Below are 22,358 nucleotides of genomic sequence, written 5' to 3'. Positions count from 1 at the left end.
TCATTTACAGGGTGTCAACCAAATTGATAAGGTGACTGATTATCCAAGCGGGAGAAGCGTACAATACAATAAGAGGTGCGCTGCAATTGTCTTTCCAAAGTATTATAAGAAATTTCAAGGTGAAGTTCTTTGTGATTCTTAAAGGTAATAATGGATTGGTTAGAGAAATGTGGATGTCTTTTTAAGGATTTAACGTGGTGGTAGAAAATCCAGCTACATTCGAATAGCTTAGGGGAGTTAGTAGGAAACGCATAGATATGTTCGAGTGGATTTACTGGAATCGGAATTTTACTTTGAATTCCTGTTTTATATGTAACAGCAACTTTTCTGCCATCATAATCAGCACCGCCTTCTAGACAAGCTTCCTTTATAAGCTGGAAAGGGGTTTTTCTAACGTGAAATACTTGATCTTTTTCCCAAACGATAGAGTTATATTCTAGGTGTTCAGCGGGAAGAAGGACAGAAGTTTCTCTGTTAATTTCGTAGTGAATCAGGATTTCGTTTGTCATAGGCGGGGCTCCTTTATTAATTAGTAGTATAGTTTTTGAGTGAGGATGTAGAGGTTGAGTAAGGGAACTATTCCTAATTAAGTTCATTTAAAAAGTTTTTTACTTCGGCATTTACTTCTGAACAAAGAATATTAGGGCTTTCTAATTCAAGGGCATTACTAATTTTTAATAAAGTAAAATAGGATATTGTCACTTCGCCGCGTTCTATTTCACCAAGGTGAGTGCGGTTCATTTTTGCTTTATGTGCTAAATCCTCACCAGTCATTTTCTTGAGTTTTCCGTAATCCTTGAATATGAATACCTATTTTTTTGTTTGATAGTTTCTCTAATTTTTTTTCTCTTAGTTTATCTATTTCCTCCACTAGTCTAGCTCCTTTTTAAGACTATATTCAGTCATTTAAGGAGTTATATCGAATGGGTATAACCATCATAATTACATATAATGGTAAATTATACAGCTTTTTTTTTAGATGAAAAGGAGTAGTTACACTAGACTCTATATGATTTATATTCTTAACAGTAATCACAGGAGTGGGTCTCAAAGAAACTCATCCCATACGACACAAGAAATCAGATTGATCAAATTACAAATGAATTATTAAAACGAAATTAAGACTTTGAGGTGGATAAACGTATAAGAGCGCTCCAGTCAATTGACTTTTGAATTCGAAATTCTGTTATTTATTTGGGGTTTTTATTGGATAGGTAGGAGTGTACAGTAATTAATAGATATTGGATTCTTGAAACTCAGTTCTGTCTTTACTGCAAAAAGATGTTCTCTAATTAGTAAAAAATTGGCCTTTTCACCGCGAAATTCGACTTTTTCTCGTTGGAATTGTCGTGTTATTGGATATAAAAGCAAACAGTGCCTGGCGCTGTTCGCTATTAGTCAGGGATTGGGGAAATCTGTGATTTTGAAGTAGTATTTTAGAAGACGTTAATAAAACAAGTGGTAACTAATATGATAAACGCTGCTACAATAAAAGTAATCAAACCGATAAAAAGAGGAGAGCGACAAATGATCAGAATGTCAGATTTTTCAGAAGAAGAGCTGCTAGAAAAGGAAAATGAGGATGAGACGAACCTCAATTGGGTTATTGAAGGAGAAAGTATATTTAGAAACCTTCAAGGATTAACCCAAAAGAAATCCGCTATAAAGAAACTCTGGCTTATTTATTACTGATGCAAGGCGAAGACCTAAAGCTTCGGCAGTATTCCTACAAGAAAGCGACCTTGAGATTCAATCAAGTGGTAAAAGTCGACCCTGAAAATGCAAGAGCGTATTATCGTTTAGGTTTTCTATATTTTTATCAGAAAGAATGGGCGAAATCAGTCGATTCTTTTCAGCAGTCTCTCCATTGTTATCCTAGACAGAGCCGTAATCGACTTGAGAAGGAACAACAGGTCAAAGCCCATTACTACATATTAAAAGCGACTCAAATTATCTCAAAAGAGTTCCTTAAAAAAGTTGAACGAATTCCAGTTGAAGACTTGAATTTATTTGGCGAAATCCAACATTTATTAAAAGAACTGGAATCAACCGAGCAAACTGAAGAAAAGCCGTATCAGATGATTGTCAATGGAACGGAATTCAGTGAAGTTAGTGTACGTGAATACGAGGAACTTTCTGATCCCTTTGAAAATAAAAATTGCTTCATTTTAAATCATCGAAGTATGAATGATGTGACCCTGTCCTTAGACGGGCGGGAAATATCTATTCCAGCGACACAAGTACCTTTACTCGAGTTTTTAATGCGCCATCCTGAAGGCGTTAGTCGTCAAGTAATTATTGAGAGAAGATATCGACAATCGAGAGATCCTTATGCGACGTTAAGGCGCAGTATATCAAGGTTAAGGGATAGGTTAGAACCATTGCACCCACTGCAAGATGTAATTCAAACGATCGACGGTGGTTACCGCTGGAACTCTTTATATGAGTTTCGAATGTTTAAACATAATAGAGATGTAAGTACTGATCTGCTTCTGGACTAATCCAGGGGCTTTTTTGTTGTGACAGGGGTGTCACAACCGATCTTGTAAACTTTAGGTATCAGATAACGAGGAGATGGTGTCGATGTTAACAATGAAAATCGAACAAATCATGAAAACAGTTAACATCGAGCGGGTGGATCCACGGTGGCTTAGCGGCAGTGAGAACTATTTTAAGAAAATAGAGCAGAAGGAGATGAAGATCTCATGATATGACAACCTTGTCACAGCTACTTCATTATACTCATGGTGAAGAGAGAGAAAGGAGAATGATACGAATGAAAAACAAACACCGAGTTTTCGTTTATGAAACGTTACGACAACATGAAGCAAGTCACCGATTACTAAAAGAAGCGAGGTGCTTAAGTCGGCAATGCTGGACAAATGGCTCTATGACGTGAGGAATGTGGGGTGTGACATGGATGTCACATTATATTTGCGATAATGAGTCAAGAAATTGAAAGGGAGATGATATGATGAAAACGTGGAATCAATTATTAAATCGTCATGGATGGATGTTGTCGGAAGAGGAAAGAAACATATTTAAATGTGAAAATGAAAACGAGTTAAACCTGCAATTTTTATGGGAGTGTTAGGATAAGGCGCGCATCCCATATACCATCAATGATGATAGGTTAATCCTTCTTGAGGAAATAGATGGTGAAGAAAGCTGGACCGAAGCTCTTCAATTTCCAGGTCGGGGAAGAGGAGAAGGCTTATGGTTTCGACCGGGTCAAGAAGTACCAAAGGTTAGTGAACTCGACTTATATATTAGTGGAATTGTGCGCCAGTTAAATCGCTTTGGTTTTTATACGATGGGCTCCTGTGACGGGCGGGCATGGCAGAAGAGCGACACATGTGATGCTTACGAAAGACTGTGACATCGAAATGCTACAAGAACTATTGCTTGCAGTTGGCATGAAGCGTGTTCACATCATCGAACGTCATAATCATTACCAATTACAATTACGTTGTAGGGAACATGAACTACTAGAATTAGCGGAAAAATGGAGCCAAATAGAGGAAAGCTGGGTAGGAGAAGGCGGCGTTGAATATATCAAAGAACAATTATTCTATCTTCAACTTGAACATTTGCTCATGATACCGGGAGCAAGTGGAAATGAAGGAAGAGTAAGAGAACATGTTATTGATAGACTCTCTCCCTTTATGGATCATCTTGCCATCGACCATGGTGGAAATGTTTTAGCGGAAAAAACGTATCGAAATGGCCACGGTCCAACGATTCTGCTAAATGCTCACCTTGACACAGTATATGAACTAGAAGAAGGACGAAAAATTATTAAGAATGGAACGGTCTGGTCGAGCAGTAAAGGAATTTTGGGAGCTGATGACCGCGCTGGTGTTGCGGTTATCCTTCACTTGGTGGAACACCTTTATCATTCGTCTTTTAGCGGGAAGGTGAAGGTTATTTTTACAGTCGAAGAGGAATGTGGTTTAGTTGGTGCGAGCAAGGTAGACGATTATTTCCTTTGGGGAACCGATGGAGCGATAGTTGTAGACCGCCGTGGCAATGGAGATATTGTTTAACGTCTTGCGGAAACTTCCTCCCGTTTTGCCATCAAGACTATGGTACTTTCTTTGAAAAGGTGGCAGATGAAGAAGGACTAAGTGGTTGGGCAACCACAATGGGTGGAAGCAGTGATACGAGAATTTGGGCAGGCAATGGTATTCAAAGCGTAAACCTATCAGCCGGTTATTGGAATGAACATACCGATGAAGAGACGCTTGATGTCGTTGTTTGCTACCAGACAGCCAAACTCTTAAAAGGCGTTTTAAAAAGATGCAACGAATTAAAAAAAATCATTCGAAAAATAAATAGGCAACAACCAGCCGTTAGGAACCGAGAAAAGCGCAATAAGGGGTGCATCAACACTCCTTTTATCACATTTTCATAGAGGAATGTTGTTAGATATCTTTCAAATATATGTAATATAGTAAATTTTATACTTAATTAACATAATAGTTGCTAGGTAATCCCTACTATTCTTACAAGATCGGGAGTATAATAATGCTTATATATACAACTTCCAGCCTATTGTAAAAATATATGATTCGTAGAGGTGACAACGATGGCTATTATGTACCCGGAGAATGTATCAGAGTTTAAGTATGAAAGTGAGAGGTTTACGTATTTTTTTCTTAAGGAGAATTTACCAAATAAATTCATTGGCTACTTTAATTATTTTGTTGAGGAAGTAGAGACTGACTTTTGTATATTGATCCCTGAAATTGGATTTTTAATATTAGAAGTAAAATCATGGGACGGACATACTATTACCACAGTTGATAGCGAAAAAGTAAATTATATAACAAAAAATAATATAGAAGAGGAAGCAAATTCTCCTCTTAAGCAATGTAGAAATTATTGCTTTAAACTTTCAAATAAAATCAAAAAAACGATGGGGCTAGATACGTTTGTTGCGCCAATTGTTTGTTATCCCAACATGACAGAAAAAACATTTGAAGAGAAATCTATGAATATCATTTCGGACCGTAGCGTCACTTTGCTAAAGGATGACTTTGATAAACCAGAGTTTTTTATGGATACTTTACTAAGAAAAGCAAAATTGGTACAGAGAGTTTCTGGATCAAAAGTAGATGGAAAAATCCATCATCAGCTTAGACGATTATTTGAAACAGAAGAACAAATTCTAAAAAACCCGGTCACATCCTATAACTTCTTCATTAAGAGTAATCACAAAAAATTGTATTCTAAATTAGTCTTTATCCCAAGGCATTTTGAAATAGATGAAATTGAGAAAACAATAAAAGAAATACTAGATGACTGGAAACTTGGTATAAAGATAATCATTTTATCAGAAATTGAGGATATAAATAAAGTTATTTACCAGCAGCTAACTTCCAATCCAACATTTGAATATTTAGATGAGTACGCTGCATTTAAATTATACGATCAAGATAAGAATATATTAAAAAATCGGATCTTTCATTTAGAAATATACGAAGCAATCACAGAGCATTTTACAGAAGAGTTTACTATTTATGATGGAGTGATAGAGGAACAACATGTAAAGGATGTTCTGGGATATTTTAATAAGCACTCCACTTTTAATTTAAATCAGTATAAGGTAGAGCATGCTGATGTTAACAAACATATTTTAGTTTCTGCTGGTGCAGGAACTGGAAAAACTCATTCAATGATCTCGAGAATCAGTTTTTTAGTTGCCAAGAATCGGTTTACACCTGAAGAGCTTATAAAGTCTATTTATATGATTACTTTTACGAATGAAGCTGCAAACAATATGAAAAGAAGACTCAACGAATACTTTAGTGACATGTTCATCATTACAGAAAATACACTCTATCTCTCCTATATGGAAGTAGTGGCTAAGATGAATATTTCGACGATACATTCACTAGTTAAAAAAATTATTCAACATTACTCAGTCTATCTAGGAGTTGGAACAGATATATCCATTCAATCAGGAATGTATAAGCGACGCGAAGCAGTTGTTAAGGAATTAAATAAATTAGTAAATGATAATGAAAAATATTTAAATTGTACTGTTCATTATGATAAGTATGAACTGATCAAGACAGTTGTCACTCTCTTAGACAAATTCGATAAAAAAAACATCGATTTATCAGGTGATTACAATTTTGGTACAGTTAAAAACCATCTAGATCTGTTTAACCTGTTAATTGAAACTGCTGCAAATGTACAAATGAATACAATAAACAGTGATATAGAAAATAACACTGTTCAATTGAGCAATTTGATGATTTATTTATTGAAAATACTGCAACAACTTGAAAGCTTACATGCGGTTGACCATCCTATCAAGTATTTGTTTGTTGATGAGTTTCAAGATACGGACGATTTTCAAATTGAGGCAATTAAAAGGTTTCAAGCACTGTTTGGTTTTCGTCTATTTGTGGTTGGAGATATCAAGCAATGTATCTATAGGTTTAGGGGTGCAGAAGATAACGCTTTCGAATTACTTTTAGATGGGATGACGAACTGGGAAAAAACATTCTCGTTAACGAAAAATTACAGAACATATGATGAACTGTTGCAAGAGTATCACCACCACTTCTCCAACTTAAAAAGGCTAAAACTACTTAAGTATGATGAGGCTTTACAAGGCGTTGAAAAATCAGAAAAACCTTCTATTCTAATGAACTCTTTAACGTTTAATACGGAGACTGAGTTTGAACAGAGATTAGTAGAAACCGTGAATAATTTTAAAAATAATGGTGAAGAGAAACAGTCCATTGCCATCCTTACTAGAACAAACCAAGAGATTGAACAAATTAGACAGATCTGTAAAAAATTCGAAATAGATATTGAAACAGATATTGCCGATAACTTATACAAGTTAGATTCTACTGTAGATTTATACAAGCTAGTTTTAGCACTACAATTCAACAATAGCCCGAAACATTTATATGCACTTTCTCTTTCTAATTTTTCTAAGAAAATTAGTAATAGAATTGTTTACACGCATAGAGATAATCCGGTATATATTTCGCAACTCTTTTTAGAAAATAAAATTATCCCTGGGTGGAACGACTACGTAACTAGATTGAAAAAAGAACCGGTAATTAGGGTCTTAAAGCAAATCATTTATGACATAAAACCTTGGAATCACTATGTACACTATCTGGGCTTAAAAAATGAAGATGAAATATTGCAAAAGAAAAAACATTATAAGAGAAACATGGATCTTTTAATTGAAACCATTATTAAAAGAACAAATGATGAGTATATGACGATTAACAAAATTAGTGACTTTTTATATATCATGATTTTTGCAAACCAACATGAAGATGAGAGAACAGTAGAACATAGTAGCAGTAAAAAGTTACTTTGTACGACAGTCCATAAATCAAAAGGACTTGAGTATACTCATGTTATTTTACCTTTTTGTGAATTTGAACTAGAGTCAATCAGTGGAAATGAAATGCTTGTGAGTAACAAAGATATTGGCCTTCAATTAAGGATAGGTCAAACGCTGGTTACAAACGATATCTTCTACAATGAAAGAAAAAATGAAATGAAGTACAAGGTTCAAGAAGAAGCTAGAATTCTTTATGTAGCAATGACAAGGGCAGAGAAATCCTTTACTTGGTTTAAATCCTTAACTAGTGAATCAGATATTAACCAATCATGGCGCAAGTTATTAGAAGGGTGAACTACAAAATGAAGCTATTAACATATGAAAATCCGTTTGAGTTAGTGGATCTCGATTATTGGGAAAACATAAGTGAATATCCACACTTATGCGTATCACAAACACTGGTCGAGGGGTTAAAAGCGTATTATGGTCGCGAGAAATTCTCCCTATTATGTACAATTGATAACTTCTTAAAGCAGTTTTATAGTGAGTGGCACGGAAACAATGAACAAAAACTGTTACAATTCATCGAATTATCTAAGGAGATAAAACAAATAGATAATTTTAAACTAAGGAATTCGTTTACTCATAATCGTAATGACATTTTAGAGTCTATTAGATTCGTAATTGAATGTGGGATTGAGCCAATTGATTTTCAGAAAGTCCATAATTTAACTGAGGAACAAAAGTGCTTAGTGGAGATATATAGTAAACTGATAAACTATGATTGCTTTCAGCGACTTTTTCATCAATCCGCACGAGGGGTTGATGGCTTACAGTTTTGCTCATATGAAATATTGCTAACTGAATTAGAACGAGAACTAAATCTAAAAAAAAATGATACAAACCAAGATAGACTTACACAAATTAAAAATGAAATTCAAAATATGCAAGAGGACCAAAAGAAAAAGAAAGTTCTTGAGCACATCAAAACTATCTTAAGTAATGATATACCTTTTGATAAAGTAGTTATTCATGGAGTTCATCAATTTACACCTTTGATCCATAAATTTGTTTCTAAGCTGGAGTCAATCGGGGTTGAGGTGATATTTCTTTTTAACTATTGCCAAGGCTTTCCGACTATCTATAGTACGTGGGCCAACGTGTATAAGTGGACAAAGAAAGATATAGAAACGTCTAACAGTTCAACACAAGTGAACACAAGGGCATTAGGTGAAAATATTGGTTCGCTCTTTGAAGGCAACGTAAGGAATGTCAGAAAGACGGGCGAGACGTTAATAAAATTCACTAATTTAACAGCATTTACTGATTATGTATCACCAATCTATACAACAGCAAAGACAAGTGCAGAAGAAGCGAAAAATTATAAAGGGAATAAAATAGATATTATCAAGAATATGAAAGAGCAATTTTATGCTGTTGATGGAAGTGACATGAATGAATTGCTAAAGGTTTATTTTCCAGAACATTTTGGTAGTAGACACTTCTTATCTTATCCAATTGGTCAATTTATTCTGGGCATTTATAACATGTGGAACCAAAAAAATAAAGAGCTATTAATAGATGAAAACAATTTAAAAGAATGTTTAGCATTGAATATTTGGAAGTTTAGTAACGGTCTAACTCCGTTGCAAATGTATTATGACCTTGCACTTTATTTTAAAGGAGCCGAAACATTAGAGCAGTATAAAGACCGTTTAGAAACAGTTAAAAAAACAGTTAGGGGGAAGGAAAGAAACAGGACACGTAAACTTTCTTTTTTCCGGTATACAGAACGAGATATTGATGATTTTATAAGCGTTATCGAATATATAGATAACTTTGCATCACAGTTGTTTAGTGGAGGTCAAGTCGATTTAAAAGAACATTACAAAGGCTTAATTGATTACATTTCTGAAAATATGAATAAAAAAGAAATTAGCGATAAAGAAGTAGCTTTTATTACCGACATCAAAAGACGTCTGGAATCAATTACTATAGAAAACGTTGTGGCTGATATAGAAGATATAAAAGAAACGTTACACTTTTATTTAGCAGCTCAAGAAAATAAGGATCAAGAAGCTGAGTGGATTGTTAGAGATTTTGAGCAAATTGATGGTGGTGTACTTCTAGCAAAAGCCAGAGAAGAGAAGAAAAGGGGCGGTGTTATCCCATCTTACCATTTTGCTGGATTATCTGATGAGAACCTATTAAATAAAACGAAAAAATCATTGCCATTCCCAATAACAATCGAAATGATCGATGGAATTAATGATGTTGCGTCTATTGTTGCTACTAGTAAAAAAGAGTATATTCATTTTTTACGTTTTTCTCTATTTTATGGAACTTATTTTTTATCGCCGATTAACTCGATAAAGCTAAGTTACATTGAAGAAATTGGAGAAGAAGATGCACAACCATACTCAGTTTTTAAAATTCTTGGGTTACCAATTGAGTGCTTTGAAGAGCATAATGAATTTGAAAATACGGAACTGAAACTACCTTATAATGAGGGTAGCACTGTATCTATTGATACAGAAATGGACGCAACCATGAAACGGTCTGGACAAGCTTGTTACCTTAAATTTTTATTTAACCATTGTTTAGATGAATTTCCGTACTATAATGATGAGTTTAGTCTTCAGTATGTTTCTCAATTGTTAGCTACCTATACTTCAATTAAAAGGTTTAAGGAAGAAAGGATATCTATAGAAACTACACTAGATCAATTTAAGAACCTTTTCCCGTTTATGGACGTGTTAGATCACAGGCAGATAAGAAAAATGGTTGAAAGAAATGATAATAGCAACTTAGAGAATAATTATATTGATACAAAATTGGAGTTTAAATATGCAAGTTGGAAAGAGCAAGAAAATGGGAAAAATGTTTTATCTCACATATTAAAGGCGGATAAGTTGAGTGGGATTAAATACAATAAATTTATCAAAGATTTAGACCGGTTTATAAACGACGATGATTTTCCATTTTTACCAAAGAACCACCATTGGAAAATATGTGATATTTGTAATCAAAAGTATGTTTGTACGTATGGGTTAAAGGTTAAGGAGAGCTAGAGATGTCTAGAAAATTACTAACACTTGCAATTTCACAAAGTGGAGAAGATGAATTTGTTATTATTTGTTACGATGAACTAAAATGTCGGCTTATTTCAATAGAACTTCATAGAGAAGAGATTTTTAAAGGTGAAATTGTCTATTTCGATATCGGGGCCGTGACGGAAGTGGAGACATTAAGAGAAGGTGATTTTGTCTATCCAGTTGGAACTAAATCAATTGTTCAGCGTTACACTCGTAATCAACTAAGTAAATTTTTTGATAGAGAGACTGTCAATATTGAAGCTTTTAAAATTAATCGAAATGTAGAAAAGTTTTCAATAATTAAGATCACATCTGTTCAAGAAATATATGTGAATAGGGAAAAATTAAGAATTAAATTCTGGGCAAACGGGGTCCGTAATGATTACTTAATTAAAGATGTTCGGTGGGGCTCATATATACTACATCACCTAATTAAAGATACTTTACCTGATAGATTAACTGAGTATAAAAACCTAATTAATAGTAAAGATAAGTCCACATTTGCGATCCTGTATAAATATGAAAAGTATAATGTTGAATGGATCGCTGGGCTACACTGGTTATAGCGGGGAATGGGATGAAAAACTTATTAATTATCTATGTTGAGGATTTACATGTTAAATGCATTTTCGGACCTGCTTCAGTGGGAACTAATATTATTTTTGAACAGATCCTGTATGATTACGAGTTCTTAGAGCTGGGCTTTAAAACCATTGAAGCGGAAATGGCCTATGATATTCTTGTCGAACAACATTTAGTGGATAGTGAACTAGAAAAGGAGCTGACTTTTTATTATGAAAGTTTGCTCGTAGGAAAATCACATGAATATACATTGCTTAATCCAACGCTGAAACAGCAGCTCGAATCTATTCTGGAACAGGCTAACACACGGATGCAGTGGAACGGCAGCACGAGTAGCAAAAATAGTGAGATTAACGAAAAGGTTGAAGATCTTATAAAACGAGTGAAGTTTCATCTTTCGAAATATGTTGTAGAGGAAATCATATTAGTAAGTAAAAGTGAGTTAGCTTTTTGGTTAGAGAAACCTATACAACATTTTTTCAACTGTTCATGCATTCAAGTAAAAGAACTAATCTATACGATTAGTGAACTTGGATTAAGTTCAAATAGAACGAAACAAATTAAATTACGTTATCTAAGTGGCGTGTATCCTATCATGGAGCTAGATTCCTTCGATAATGAGATCAGTGGAAGTGTTTTATTTCCAGTGAAATTTGCCTTAGATACTCATATTAATTTAGTCGTTTTTGAAGAATGGAAAGATAAAGGTATTAGGAAAGAACGAGTTTTAACCCAGTACTCATTTTACCTACCTTTCTTTTATACGAATGACGTCATTCAATTCACGGCTATATATGTACCTAATAAGGGTTATAGCTTTGAAGTTATTCATGATGAGACCGGGGAGAAAGACATTTTTAATTACGAGGATGATTAATATGAGAGAAGTACATTTAGAGGAAGGAATGTATGTTAGATGTCCTTTCGATGATGAAAGCGAAACCGATCCCAGATCATTTATTCTAGGGAAAGTTGTATCATGTAATGAAGAAGCGGACGAAATCAACGTAAATTTTTATGACTATGATGGGCTTAGACAGTATCTACCAACATTGCCGATCCGTCGTACTTATAGTAAATATGAAGTTAATAGAGCATCCATTCAAAAAGGTACGGAAGTTATTTATTCTGTTAATAATGTCGAGAAAAAAGGCATTATAATTGACGAAATTAAAAGAAAAAATGTTCCTTTCGCCTATTATTATATCCACGACCAACATAAGCCTGTGAAGGTTTGTGAAACGGAGATTAGTGCCTCTTTCCAGTCGGGAAGTATAAATCCAATCCACCAATTATTATCCTATGAATTTCAAAATCCAAAATGGTATTTAAATCGTCAAGTCGTCAGTAGATTCTCTACCTCTTTGGAAAATGCTCCTGCAGGATTTGAAACGTTAGTGGGAGCACGTGCTTATTTATTCCCACATCAAATTGATACTATTATGCGAGCTTCAAAAGACAGTAACTGTAGATTAATGTTAGCAGATGAAGTTGGCTTAGGTAAAACGATTGAAGCGTTAATCATAGCAAATACATTGAGCAGAAAAAAAGCAAACTTTAAGACATTAGTAATTGTACCAGGAACTTTGATGAAGCAATGGCAAAACGAATTTGAAATTAAACTTTGGATGGCAGCAACCATTTATGAGGAAGACGACCTTAACGAGTTGAGTGATGTTGTAATCATTCCGTTAGAACGGTTAAATGATCATAAATACAAACGTTTATTACAACAAAAATGGGACTTAATGATAGTTGATGAAGTCCATAAAGTAATTTCCAACGATTCCATTTATTCCTCTATTTATGAAATGTCTAGGCGTGTAGAAAATGTACTAATTCTAACCGCTACACCGATCACCTCAAGACGGAGTGAATATTTACATCTATTAAAATTACTAAAACCCGAAATGTATCATAATATGTCTCTCACTCAATTCGGGTCACTAGTAGATAAAAATAATAAGATAAAAGAGCATGTTTGTGAAATAAGAAACCTATTGGAAGAATTTTATGATTCATCCGCTGAGGACACTGGGTTGCTTGAAGATATTATCTTTGAACTAGAAGAGATAAATGACTACGTGGAAGATGACTTTATAAATTCAACGTTCGATCAGATTAGTGTGGATGAAACGGATAACGCATTAACTTACATCCACACATTACTTGAATATCTTGCGGAATATTACCAAATTGATCGAGATATTATTCGACATAGACGTGACGAATTAAAAAATAAATTTGCAAAAAGAACGTTATTAAAACAATCGTATATGATGCAAGATAGTAATAACAATTATTTTGAGCATGAAACATATGTATGGCTCCTTGAACTAATTAATCAATTAAAAGAAAACAACATGGTGGATAGTAGTATTGCTAAAGAGCTACTAAGTAGAATGTTTTCTTCACCTTATGCGTTACATTCTTATCTGGAGCTTCATTCAGGGTTATTGAATTGTGGACCTATCTACAAAGAGCTTGTAGATAAACTCAATCAATACGGTAAAGCCGTTCAAAAAGAAATCGAAGAGCCTACACATTTTTTAGATAATCCGGAATTAATAAATAGTAGGGTTACAAAGCTGATAGATTACCTTGACCAAGAAGCCTACGATCTAAAGGTTGTCATATTTACTAAGTTCACGGAATCAGCAAAAATGCTAGAAGAAATGCTAGAAAATTATATTGGTGCTGGAAAATTTAGGAATTTCTATGCAGGAATAAGTAATGATGATCTTACTCAAAACGTATACGATTTTCAAATAGAACCGGATGTTAATATTCTGCTGTGTGATTATACAGCTGGCGAGGGAAGAAACTTTCAAGTTGCAGATGCAATTATTCATTTTGATGTACCATTATCACCATCAGAAATTGAACAACGGATTGGGCGTTTAGACAGAATAGGCCGTGATGTGGAAAAAGATGTATTGTCTGTTGTTTTTTATTCTCAAGACAGTCTTGAAGAAGAGTTATTAAGAATTTGGGACAGTGCGTTTAATATTTTTAATGAATCATTAAGTGGGTTAGAAATCGCACTAGAAGAATTTGAGAATATAATCAATGATTATCTAATAAATTATCAGGATAGAGATTTTGAATTTATTTTAGAAGAGTTTCAGAAGAAGTCAATACAATTAAATAAAGTACTTCGTGAAGAAAGATTATATGATGCCAACAGGCAAATGAGCAGGCGTTTACAACGGCTGATTGAAAATTTGATTCATACCATTGATGATAATCAGGGACAAAACCTCTCCAACGCTATGAATGCATGGGGGAGAATGGTTGGTTTTAAAAGTGAATCTGTGCTTAAAAATAATCAACCTTTAGCAAAATTTTCACCGCAAGCATTTAGCTATGGCTCATTTAGAAAAGCGCTATATGTTCCTTTAGAGACAGAAGAAATTTTAAAGCGTTCAAACAACCCTAATGAAATAGTTGGAACCTATGATCGAGATATGGCTATTAAAAAAGAAGAATTGGCCTTTTTTGCACCAGGAGAGCCGATTTTTGATTCGTTGTTAACTCATGCTAGTTCATTCTATAAAGGCACGTGTTGTGCAATGGAAATAGCAGGTGACTTTGATTTTAGCGGATTAGTGTTCAAATGGAAAACTAGCTTTCGTAACAAGTATCTATTAGATAATGATATCTCATTGGATCACTTAAATTTAATTAAAGGTTTTAACTTAGTGAAAATAGAACAAAATTTAATCAGAATTTCAGGAGAGGAGTTGATAACCGTCGATGTAATAGACGAGTTAGTTACATCTAAAAGCCAAAGTATGGTTAACCATTTGGGTAGAAGGGGCGGAAGGGTTAGTGAAATTGACAAGTTTATTGAATTATACCCTCCGAAGAAGTGGGAAAGATTAGTTGTTAAAGCCCACAATCGCAGTCTCGAACAAATAAAAGAGCAGGCACAAAAAAGGTTAGTATCGGTAAAAAAACAGTTTTCAAGTTATTACAGTCTTGAAAATCGAGGCCACCAACAATCTCGTTCATTTTATGATGATCAAACAGTATTAGATACAGCTAATAGTGAACTTTATAAGTTACTTGTTAAAGGAATTCTCCACTGTAAATATGAATTAGATTCCGTTTATTATGTCAGGGTGAGAAAACAGTGATACAATATAAAACTATTTTAGAGGATGTATTCTCGAGAAAAGTAAACCCGAAAATTGCTATTGAAGAAATTAATAAGAATAGTGCAGCTGAACCAATAGATCCTGTTGTGAAAAGAACAATAAACTGTTATGAGTATTATTTGCAAACTGGTAATGGACTGCGTGACTTTCTCGCCAATCTCAGGCACTATCTATTAATCTCAAACAGTAAACTACAATTACCAGAGAATGTATTTAGCAACATCTCCACTAATATCGAGTATTTTGGAATACGCTCTTATCATTTTGGTGATGTAGTTGAAATTTCTTGTACTTCTGATTATCCTTCTTGGTTAGAAGTTGGTGAAGAAATTAACGAGATCTATAACTATCAATATGGTTCCGACCATCGTGTTGCTGGTGATGGCTTTTTGTATCATATGACAGGTTACAAAGAATACACTTCTAAAGGTCAAAAATACTTGGTACATGCAGCGCTAACACAAAAAGAAGGTAGTACGTTAATAGCAGCACTAAGAACAGGTGGCGGAAAATCTCTTGTTTTTCAAATGCCTGCGTTTTATGACAAATCTGGTGTAACAGTAGTCATTGTCCCTACCGTTTCCTTAACAATGGACCAACAACAAAATATATCTGCTGCGTATACCGATAATGAACTAAGCGTTCGCGTTATTCACTCTGGAGTTTCAACCAGCCAAAGAAAAGAAATCGAAAAAGATGTAAAAAATGGAACGGTCTCTTTGATTTTCACTTCCCCTGAAGTCGTGTTAAGGCCTTGGTTTAAACAAGTTTTATTCGATTTAGCAACGGATAATCAATTAAATCGGTTGGTAATTGATGAGGCACATATTATTGACGAATGGGGAGATCTGTTCAGAATCGATTTTCAAATGTTAGCAGTCATGAGAAGAAAATTACTAGAACGAACAAATGGCAAATTAAAGACCATTCTTCTATCAGCAACATTATCAGAAGAGAGTACAGACCTTCTAAAAGAATTGTTTTCAGAAAAAACTAATTTAGTAGAAATAAGAACGGATACTCTCCGAGATGAAATACAGTATTACTATAAACATTGCGAAGGAAATGCAAAAAGAAATCAATACTTCGCTGAGCTTCTACCTAAAATCCCAAGACCTTTTATTGTGTATGTGGGGACTCGAGCTGATGCTGAAAAGTATGCATCGATTATTAAGGATAACCACTATTCTCGTGTAGCTGTATTCACTGGAGATACTAGTAATGAAGACAGGCAAGAAATTATTACCAAGTGGAAAAATGATGAAATCGATATTATCGTCGCCACATCTGCTTTTGGTGTTGGTATGGACAAAAAAGATGTGAGAGCAGTGGTTCATTTATATATGCCACCAAGTCTTGACCGTTTTTATCAAGAAGTTGGTAGAGGGGGGAGAGATGGTTTTCCAAGCTTATCTATTTCTTTACTCTACCAATTAGAGGATATAAAGTTAGTAAATCATTTAACAAATAGCAAAGTGTTAACGACAGAAAAAATCAGAGAGAAATTCATCGACCTAATCCAACAACCTGTAACTATAGAAGGCGGAGACAAATTAGTAGTAAATACAATGGTTAAGCCCCTTAACAGGAAGGAAGAGTTTACGGGTAGATTATTTGCAAACTGGTATGGATATGTCTTGTTGTTCTTGCAAAGAAACAATTTGATCGAAATTTTAGATGCAGAGTGGATAGGGAATTCCGAATATAATACTCTGATTAAAATTAAAGATTTAGGTATTACACATTCCGAATCTGACTTTTTAACTAAAATTGATGGCCCGAGGGAAGCAGAACGAAGCAAAATAAACGATCAAGTTTCTTTTATAAGAGCGATGTTTAAGGAAGCCAAAAAAACTTGCTTTGGGTACCACTATGAAAATGTATACACCTATACAACAAGGGCATGTCGTACATGCCCATCGTGTAGAGTGAAACAGCGGAAAGCTACTTTTAGTAAGCAGCATATTACAATCAGTGAAGGCCGTATGGATTTTCTGAGCTATCTGAAGCAATACCGAAATAGTGACCAATTTATGCTCAGAGAATCGATTTATGAGTATGAAGGGGAATTTAATCCTCGTTATTTATCGGAGCATCAATTTGACGTGTTATTAGTGGAGAACAGAAATGAAGTCATGTTTAATTATTTAAATAAAGTAGAAGTGATCGTCTATGAATTTAATGAAGTTCTTTCTGGAGACGATCTTATTCTAAGTGGAATTGTTTGTGTTGTTTTGAAAGGCAGCTCTACTAAAACAGACAAGATTTATTCCTATATAAAAAATAATCAGAGACAGATGGAAAACAACAAATATATCTATGTCACGATGAAGGATTTGTTTATTAAGAGCGAGGCGCGAAAACTACGTGATTTAGTAGATGGGCCAATAAAGAATTGTAGCGGGGGACTCCATGCAAATTGATACTAATTTTAAATTAGAAGTATTGCCTGATCGACTATATGCAATATTAAAATTAATAGAGTATAAACAATACACTCGAGAGGAATTAAGACATTTAGTACAACCTTTAAGTAATGAGGGAGAGTTAAGTCCAGTCTTAAACTATGCAAAGACATGTGGGTGGGTTTCTGAAAACGCTGCTGGTAAATATGAGTTAAATATCAACAAGGAAGATATTCATTCTATTCAAAACTTTAGAATGAAACTAAACTCCATTTTATTTTCCGGTGATAAGACAATTTTCTATTTGTTTACTGAGTGGGTAGTCAGCCAAGATGAAAAAATTCTAGGCATAAAGGTGAATGATTACAACAAAGAAAACCCAGACTTGGTTCGGGAAGGAAATGCAAATTTTCATTTGCAGTGGCGATTATGGGCTGTTTTTCTGGGCATCGGTAATTTGCATAATAAGATTTTTGTTCCTAATTCGTCTTTAAGGATCAAAGATATCATTCAGTATTATGCGGACGAATTAAAGATAGATAAGTGGGTGCCATTACAAGAATTTTTCACTTGGTTAAAGAATAAATGTCCGGAGTTCAACGGATGTTTACACGATAACTCCATATCTGTTTTTCTATCTATGGCTTTACGAGATTTACATGATCAAGGGGTAATAAAATTAGAGTATCATCAAGATTATGTAAACATTTGGAGTTTAACACCAAGTGTGTTTCATGAGGTAGACCAAAAAGCAACCCATATTAATATAAGGGGGGAGCATATTGAATAACGAACAACTTCTAAAGCGATTAGATGAAGTAATAGTAAATGATGCTACGTATACGTCCCCAGCGGAATTCCTTGCGACTCATTTACCTTTTACGGGTTTAAAATATACTTCCAGCGGCATAGGCAATGATATCGAGAAAAGTATCAACGAAGAAGATTTTTTCTCTGATTACTTAATAAAAGAAGCGAATAAACATAATTTTTTAGTGGTTCAAGGAGATAGTGGTTCTGGTAAGTCTCACTTTATTCGTTGGGTCATGGAAAAATATATGATTCACAAAGATTCAAATGAAGTTATCGTTTCGATTAAGAGGCACCAAAACACATTAAAATCAGCAATAATGCAAATCTTACAATCAGAGGCTCTAAGTGAAATAAATAACGAAGAAATTTCAAAAAAGTTATCACTTGCAAAGGAATTACTTGATGATAATGAACTTCTATTTTCAATAAAAAATAATTTATTAACAAAGCTAGAGTCGAAAACAGATTTTACTGATTGCATTATTAGTAAAAGAGAATCTGATAAATTAATTGAATTTATTAAATGTAATTATGCTATGGAGCATTTATTTGCTACCAAAAATGGTCCTTTCACTAGGTTATTCCATAAGATTTCTTCTAATGCGAAGGATGAACGACAAAATGAGTTTGACGCTAGATTTACACCGGACGATTTTAAAATTTCTTTAGAGTTTAGAGAAGAAATTGAGGATTATGAAGATGTTACACGAAGTGCGAGTAGTTTTGCTAAAGATATCTACCGCAAAGAAGATTTTAGAGTACGGGTAAGTGAATATTTAAATACGTACATTGATTCAGTTATTCAACTCTGTCTTCAAATGAGCGGAGAAGATTTTAGACAAATCATCTATGATCTTCGGAAACATCTAAAGAAAAATGATAAAGTGTTAACTTTATTTATTGAAGACATTACCTCATTTACTGGAATTGATCGATCGTTAATTGAAGCGCTCAACGTGTCAAATCACAACAATGAGGAAATTTGCAGGCTTTTTTCAGTTATAGGTACTACTACATCTTATTACAACTCATTCTTTCCTGATAACTTAAAGCAACGAGTGACAGGAAGAATCTTTATTGAATTAGATTCATTATTTGCAACAGAAGACGACGTCGTAATCTTGGCCGCTCGTTATTTGAATGCCATCAATACGAAAAGTGACGTATTAACCCATTGGTTAACATCTGGTGCAAATTCGTCTAACTTACCTATTTCAACTTTGTATGAGAAACATACATGGACTATCTTTAAAGACCCTTTGTTAGGGGAAATTAGCTTATTTCCTTTCAATAAAAGAGCGATCACTCAGCTATATCAAACATTAGAGGAAAAGACACCACGTGTTTTTCTTAAGCAAATTATTAAACATGTGTATGAACGATACTTGCAAAATCCTATAGCCTTTCCTGGAAAGTGGCAGGACTTTAGAAACTATTATGATATTCCCCAGTGGGCGGAAGAGTTGCATAAAACATTGTTAGATAATCAATCTCCAGAACATGCAGATGAAATAAGTTGTTTACTGAGAGTTTGGGGAAATAGAACTGCTTTTAGAACTACAGTTGACGGTGAAGTGAGAATAGGGGATTTACCAATAGAAGTGTTTGAAACCTTTCACCTTTCACCGATCAAAGGGAAAGAACAACTTAATGAAACACTTCCACCGGACGATAAATCAGCAAAGCCAATACTCACGAAGCCGACTGACAACAATAAAAGTACAAAACAAGTGAAAGTCCAACCTGTTGTTCATTCCAAATATGAGCAAGAGCGTAAAGTACTGCGTGACTGGTACGAGCAAAATGGAGCCCTTTCAAATCACAAAATAGTAAGACTTGAAATAGTGAATTTTTTAAATTCATTCATCCCTTGGCAGAATTATGGAGTTTCAATTTTCTTAGTAAGTAACTTTTTTGGAAATAACTCTATTAATCGAATTGGGATTGAAGGTCAAACGGTAGAGGTTAACACATCAGGCTTGGTATTAGAGAGAAATAAGCTAAATTATCAATTTATAGAATCGATCCTAGCGTATAAATTTTTAGGCGAGGGCACTTGGGACTTTGCAAATTCGACTGATTATTTATTACTTGTCTATAATTGGATTTCAGAAAATATGGATCATTTAGTAAAAATCATAACGAATACGGAAGATGGCGGATCGTGGAGTATGATGAAGTGGGCAGTGTATAATCAATACTATGTCTGCGTTTTAAACGGTCAAATAGACGGAAAAGAAACAGTGGAAGAACTTTATCTTAAATTGATTAATACTTCCCAATTAAGTCGTAATACCGATCATTCTGATAGTTGGCATAATCTTTTAAGACCTTTAAAAGACCAGGAGATAAAAAATAATAATGATTTCCTAATTAAAAACTCAAACATTTTATTAGGTGAGGCCAAAGCCGACTCAACGAAGCTCTTTATTAACGCCCAGCCAATCTTACAAGAAATTAGTGACTTAGGTAAGGTAAACTGGACTATAGATAAATTGCCTGATGTAGCTTCTCTTAACTCCCAGCTGTATGTTTCCTACAATTTAGCAAAACAACAAAGGGATTTACTACCTAAGCTGTTGAAATCTGAAGTCGACCAATTTAACACTGTAATTGATAAAATTAAACAATATGTTGATGTAGACGATGAGGTCGAAAAATCGTTTTATAAGATAAAATCGTTCTTAGAAACTACATTGCGAGGGAAAGCAAAAGAATATTATTCCGAAGAAGACTTTAAACATGTTTTGGTTAGTGACGAAGAGATCCAGCAATTCGCTGATATAATTCGTTTTACTCTTCAGAGAATAGATGAAGTCAAAAGTAATGATTTAAAAAACATGGTCGATATCTCTAGATTTTCATATCATTCCTTAGTTGATTATCTGACGCTTCTCTTGAAAACGGACCAGATCGTAACACAGTTCTCTAACAAATATAATAGCTTAATTAAATCTAATAAAATTCAAGTAGAAGATTACAATAATAATCTCGAAAATTTAAAAAAGAATGTAAAGAAGGTACATCAATCTTTAACGAATTTAGGAGATAATGAAGAATATGCTATTAAATAAAATTGATGAGACTGTCGATGTAATTACTCATAGCTTAGAACTAAATGATATAAAGCAGAATAATAGACGAGTGGAAACCTTAGATAGATTTCTTGATGATGTTTATTCATTAGGGGCAAAAGCAAACGCTTTGAAAACGGAATTCCTAAAAAGGGATATTCGACTTGATACATCTATTAAGTCGAAGAGTTATAGCAAGAGATTGGAACAGCTAACAGCAACGATTGACTCTGGAACAATTCCTACAGAGAAAGAGATTATGGACATTAAAGTTGGTTTGACGGATTACCTTGAAAATTTAGAAGTTGCATGGAGAAAGATAGCAGCTGAAAAGATAAACCCAATTATAAACATCTTAGAAATATTAAAAGATCTATTAAAACACGAACAACAAGTCGGTGTGCTTATCAAAAATCTAAATGTACTTCTTGAAAGAAAACCCGATGAAAAAAGTTTCACCCAATTGGAGCACTCTATAAGTCAAGGTAACAGCATTATTACAAGCCTCAACTTAAATAACGATATTATTCAATTTCTTGAAAAAGTATATAGATCAGAGGCAACCGTTCAACACCTAACACCAAAAGTATTAGAATGGTTAAAGCATTATAAATTACTAAATGTTTTAAGTATAAGTCCTAGACGTTAAGTTAATAGTTCATAGCTTACGTAGGATGCTAATCATTACGATCCCCTAAAGAATTATGAAAGAAGATTTTCGTTTATAGTTGTTGTCAACTAACAGAAAGCGTTTCTGCAGCAGCAGAAACGCTTATTACATTAAGCCGTATAAACCATGGCGGCAAGTACATATTTAATAAATTTGTCAATAAATCCTTGGACAGGAATAATCACAAAATATATGTTAAAATTTAATAAGAATCGACAAAATATGTAAAGTGTTTATT

17 protein-coding genes are annotated in these 22,358 nt (G+C 34.0%); 15 read left to right on the top strand and 2 right to left on the bottom strand.

The window, feature by feature from the left end:
* Positions 1 to 14: 14 nt before the first annotated feature.
* Positions 15 to 509 (bottom strand): competence protein ComK, encoded by a 495-nt coding sequence (locus LDX58_RS20870; RefSeq protein WP_227939049.1) that lies wholly within the window; start codon positions 507 to 509, stop codon positions 15 to 17.
* A gap of 73 nt (positions 510 to 582) precedes the next feature.
* A complete protein-coding gene (locus tag LDX58_RS20865; protein WP_227939046.1) occupies positions 583 to 774 on the bottom strand; it encodes a helix-turn-helix domain-containing protein in 192 nt (63 codons plus the stop codon).
* 753 nt (positions 775 to 1,527) lie between these two features.
* Between LDX58_RS20865 and LDX58_RS20860 the strand changes: the two genes are divergently transcribed.
* From LDX58_RS20860 to LDX58_RS20800, 15 genes are all read left to right on the top strand, one after another.
* Complete coding sequence (locus LDX58_RS20860) at positions 1,528 to 1,692, top strand: hypothetical protein (RefSeq protein WP_227939044.1); 165 nt, start codon at positions 1,528 to 1,530, stop codon at positions 1,690 to 1,692.
* 65 nt (positions 1,693 to 1,757) lie between these two features.
* Positions 1,758 to 2,501, top strand: coding sequence for a winged helix-turn-helix domain-containing protein (locus LDX58_RS26520; RefSeq protein WP_227939042.1), 744 nt, complete (start codon positions 1,758 to 1,760; stop codon positions 2,499 to 2,501).
* Positions 2,502 to 2,583: 82 nt separating this feature from the next.
* Positions 2,584 to 2,709 carry a hypothetical protein gene (locus tag LDX58_RS26170; protein ID WP_265416796.1) on the top strand — a complete coding sequence of 42 codons (126 nt, stop codon included), beginning with the start codon at positions 2,584 to 2,586 and terminating at the stop codon, positions 2,707 to 2,709.
* Positions 2,710 to 2,776: 67 nt separating this feature from the next.
* Positions 2,777 to 2,899 (top strand): hypothetical protein, encoded by a 123-nt coding sequence (locus LDX58_RS26165; protein WP_265416795.1) that lies wholly within the window; start codon positions 2,777 to 2,779, stop codon positions 2,897 to 2,899.
* A gap of 460 nt (positions 2,900 to 3,359) precedes the next feature.
* Positions 3,360 to 4,046, top strand: a complete 687-nt coding sequence (locus LDX58_RS20850) for a M20/M25/M40 family metallo-hydrolase (protein WP_227939069.1) — start codon at positions 3,360 to 3,362, stop codon at positions 4,044 to 4,046.
* Positions 3,989 to 4,414, top strand: a complete 426-nt coding sequence (locus tag LDX58_RS20845) for a hypothetical protein (protein ID WP_227939071.1) — start codon at positions 3,989 to 3,991, stop codon at positions 4,412 to 4,414. Before LDX58_RS20850 ends, LDX58_RS20845 begins: the two co-directional genes overlap by 58 nt.
* Positions 4,415 to 4,588: 174 nt before the next feature.
* Complete coding sequence (locus LDX58_RS20840) at positions 4,589 to 7,675, top strand: UvrD-helicase domain-containing protein (protein WP_227939036.1); 3,087 nt, start codon at positions 4,589 to 4,591, stop codon at positions 7,673 to 7,675.
* A gap of 8 nt (positions 7,676 to 7,683) precedes the next feature.
* The gene (locus LDX58_RS20835) at positions 7,684 to 10,392 is read left to right on the top strand and encodes a hypothetical protein (RefSeq protein WP_227939034.1); all 2,709 of its coding nucleotides are present in this window, start codon (positions 7,684 to 7,686) and stop codon (positions 10,390 to 10,392) included.
* Positions 10,393 to 10,394: 2 nt separating this feature from the next.
* A complete protein-coding gene (locus tag LDX58_RS20830) occupies positions 10,395 to 10,982 on the top strand; it encodes a hypothetical protein (protein ID WP_227939027.1) in 588 nt (195 codons plus the stop codon).
* Between the two features lie 11 nt (positions 10,983 to 10,993).
* Positions 10,994 to 11,875: a hypothetical protein gene (locus tag LDX58_RS20825; protein ID WP_227939025.1), complete on the top strand. Its 882-nt coding sequence runs from the start codon at positions 10,994 to 10,996 to the stop codon at positions 11,873 to 11,875.
* A 1-nt stretch (position 11,876) separates the two neighbouring features.
* Positions 11,877 to 15,137, top strand: coding sequence for an SNF2-related protein (locus tag LDX58_RS20820; RefSeq protein WP_227939023.1), 3,261 nt, complete (start codon positions 11,877 to 11,879; stop codon positions 15,135 to 15,137).
* Positions 15,134 to 17,581, top strand: coding sequence for a helicase-related protein (locus LDX58_RS20815; protein WP_227939020.1), 2,448 nt, complete (start codon positions 15,134 to 15,136; stop codon positions 17,579 to 17,581). Before LDX58_RS20820 ends, LDX58_RS20815 begins: the two co-directional genes overlap by 4 nt.
* On the top strand, positions 17,571 to 18,353 hold the full coding sequence (locus tag LDX58_RS20810) for a hypothetical protein (RefSeq protein WP_227939019.1): 783 nt from the start codon (positions 17,571 to 17,573) through the stop codon (positions 18,351 to 18,353). Before LDX58_RS20815 ends, LDX58_RS20810 begins: the two co-directional genes overlap by 11 nt.
* Positions 18,346 to 21,450, top strand: a complete 3,105-nt coding sequence (locus LDX58_RS20805; RefSeq protein WP_227939018.1) for a hypothetical protein — start codon at positions 18,346 to 18,348, stop codon at positions 21,448 to 21,450. Before LDX58_RS20810 ends, LDX58_RS20805 begins: the two co-directional genes overlap by 8 nt.
* Positions 21,437 to 22,099 (top strand): hypothetical protein, encoded by a 663-nt coding sequence (locus tag LDX58_RS20800; RefSeq protein ID WP_227939017.1) that lies wholly within the window; start codon positions 21,437 to 21,439, stop codon positions 22,097 to 22,099. Before LDX58_RS20805 ends, LDX58_RS20800 begins: the two co-directional genes overlap by 14 nt.
* Positions 22,100 to 22,358 lie beyond the last annotated feature (259 nt).

Origin of the sequence: Alkalihalobacillus deserti (assembly GCF_020734105.1) — a bacterium.
GTDB lineage: Bacteria > Bacillota > Bacilli > Bacillales > Bacillaceae_D > Halalkalibacter > Halalkalibacter deserti.
This window is presented reverse-complemented; position numbering and strand designations above follow the sequence as displayed.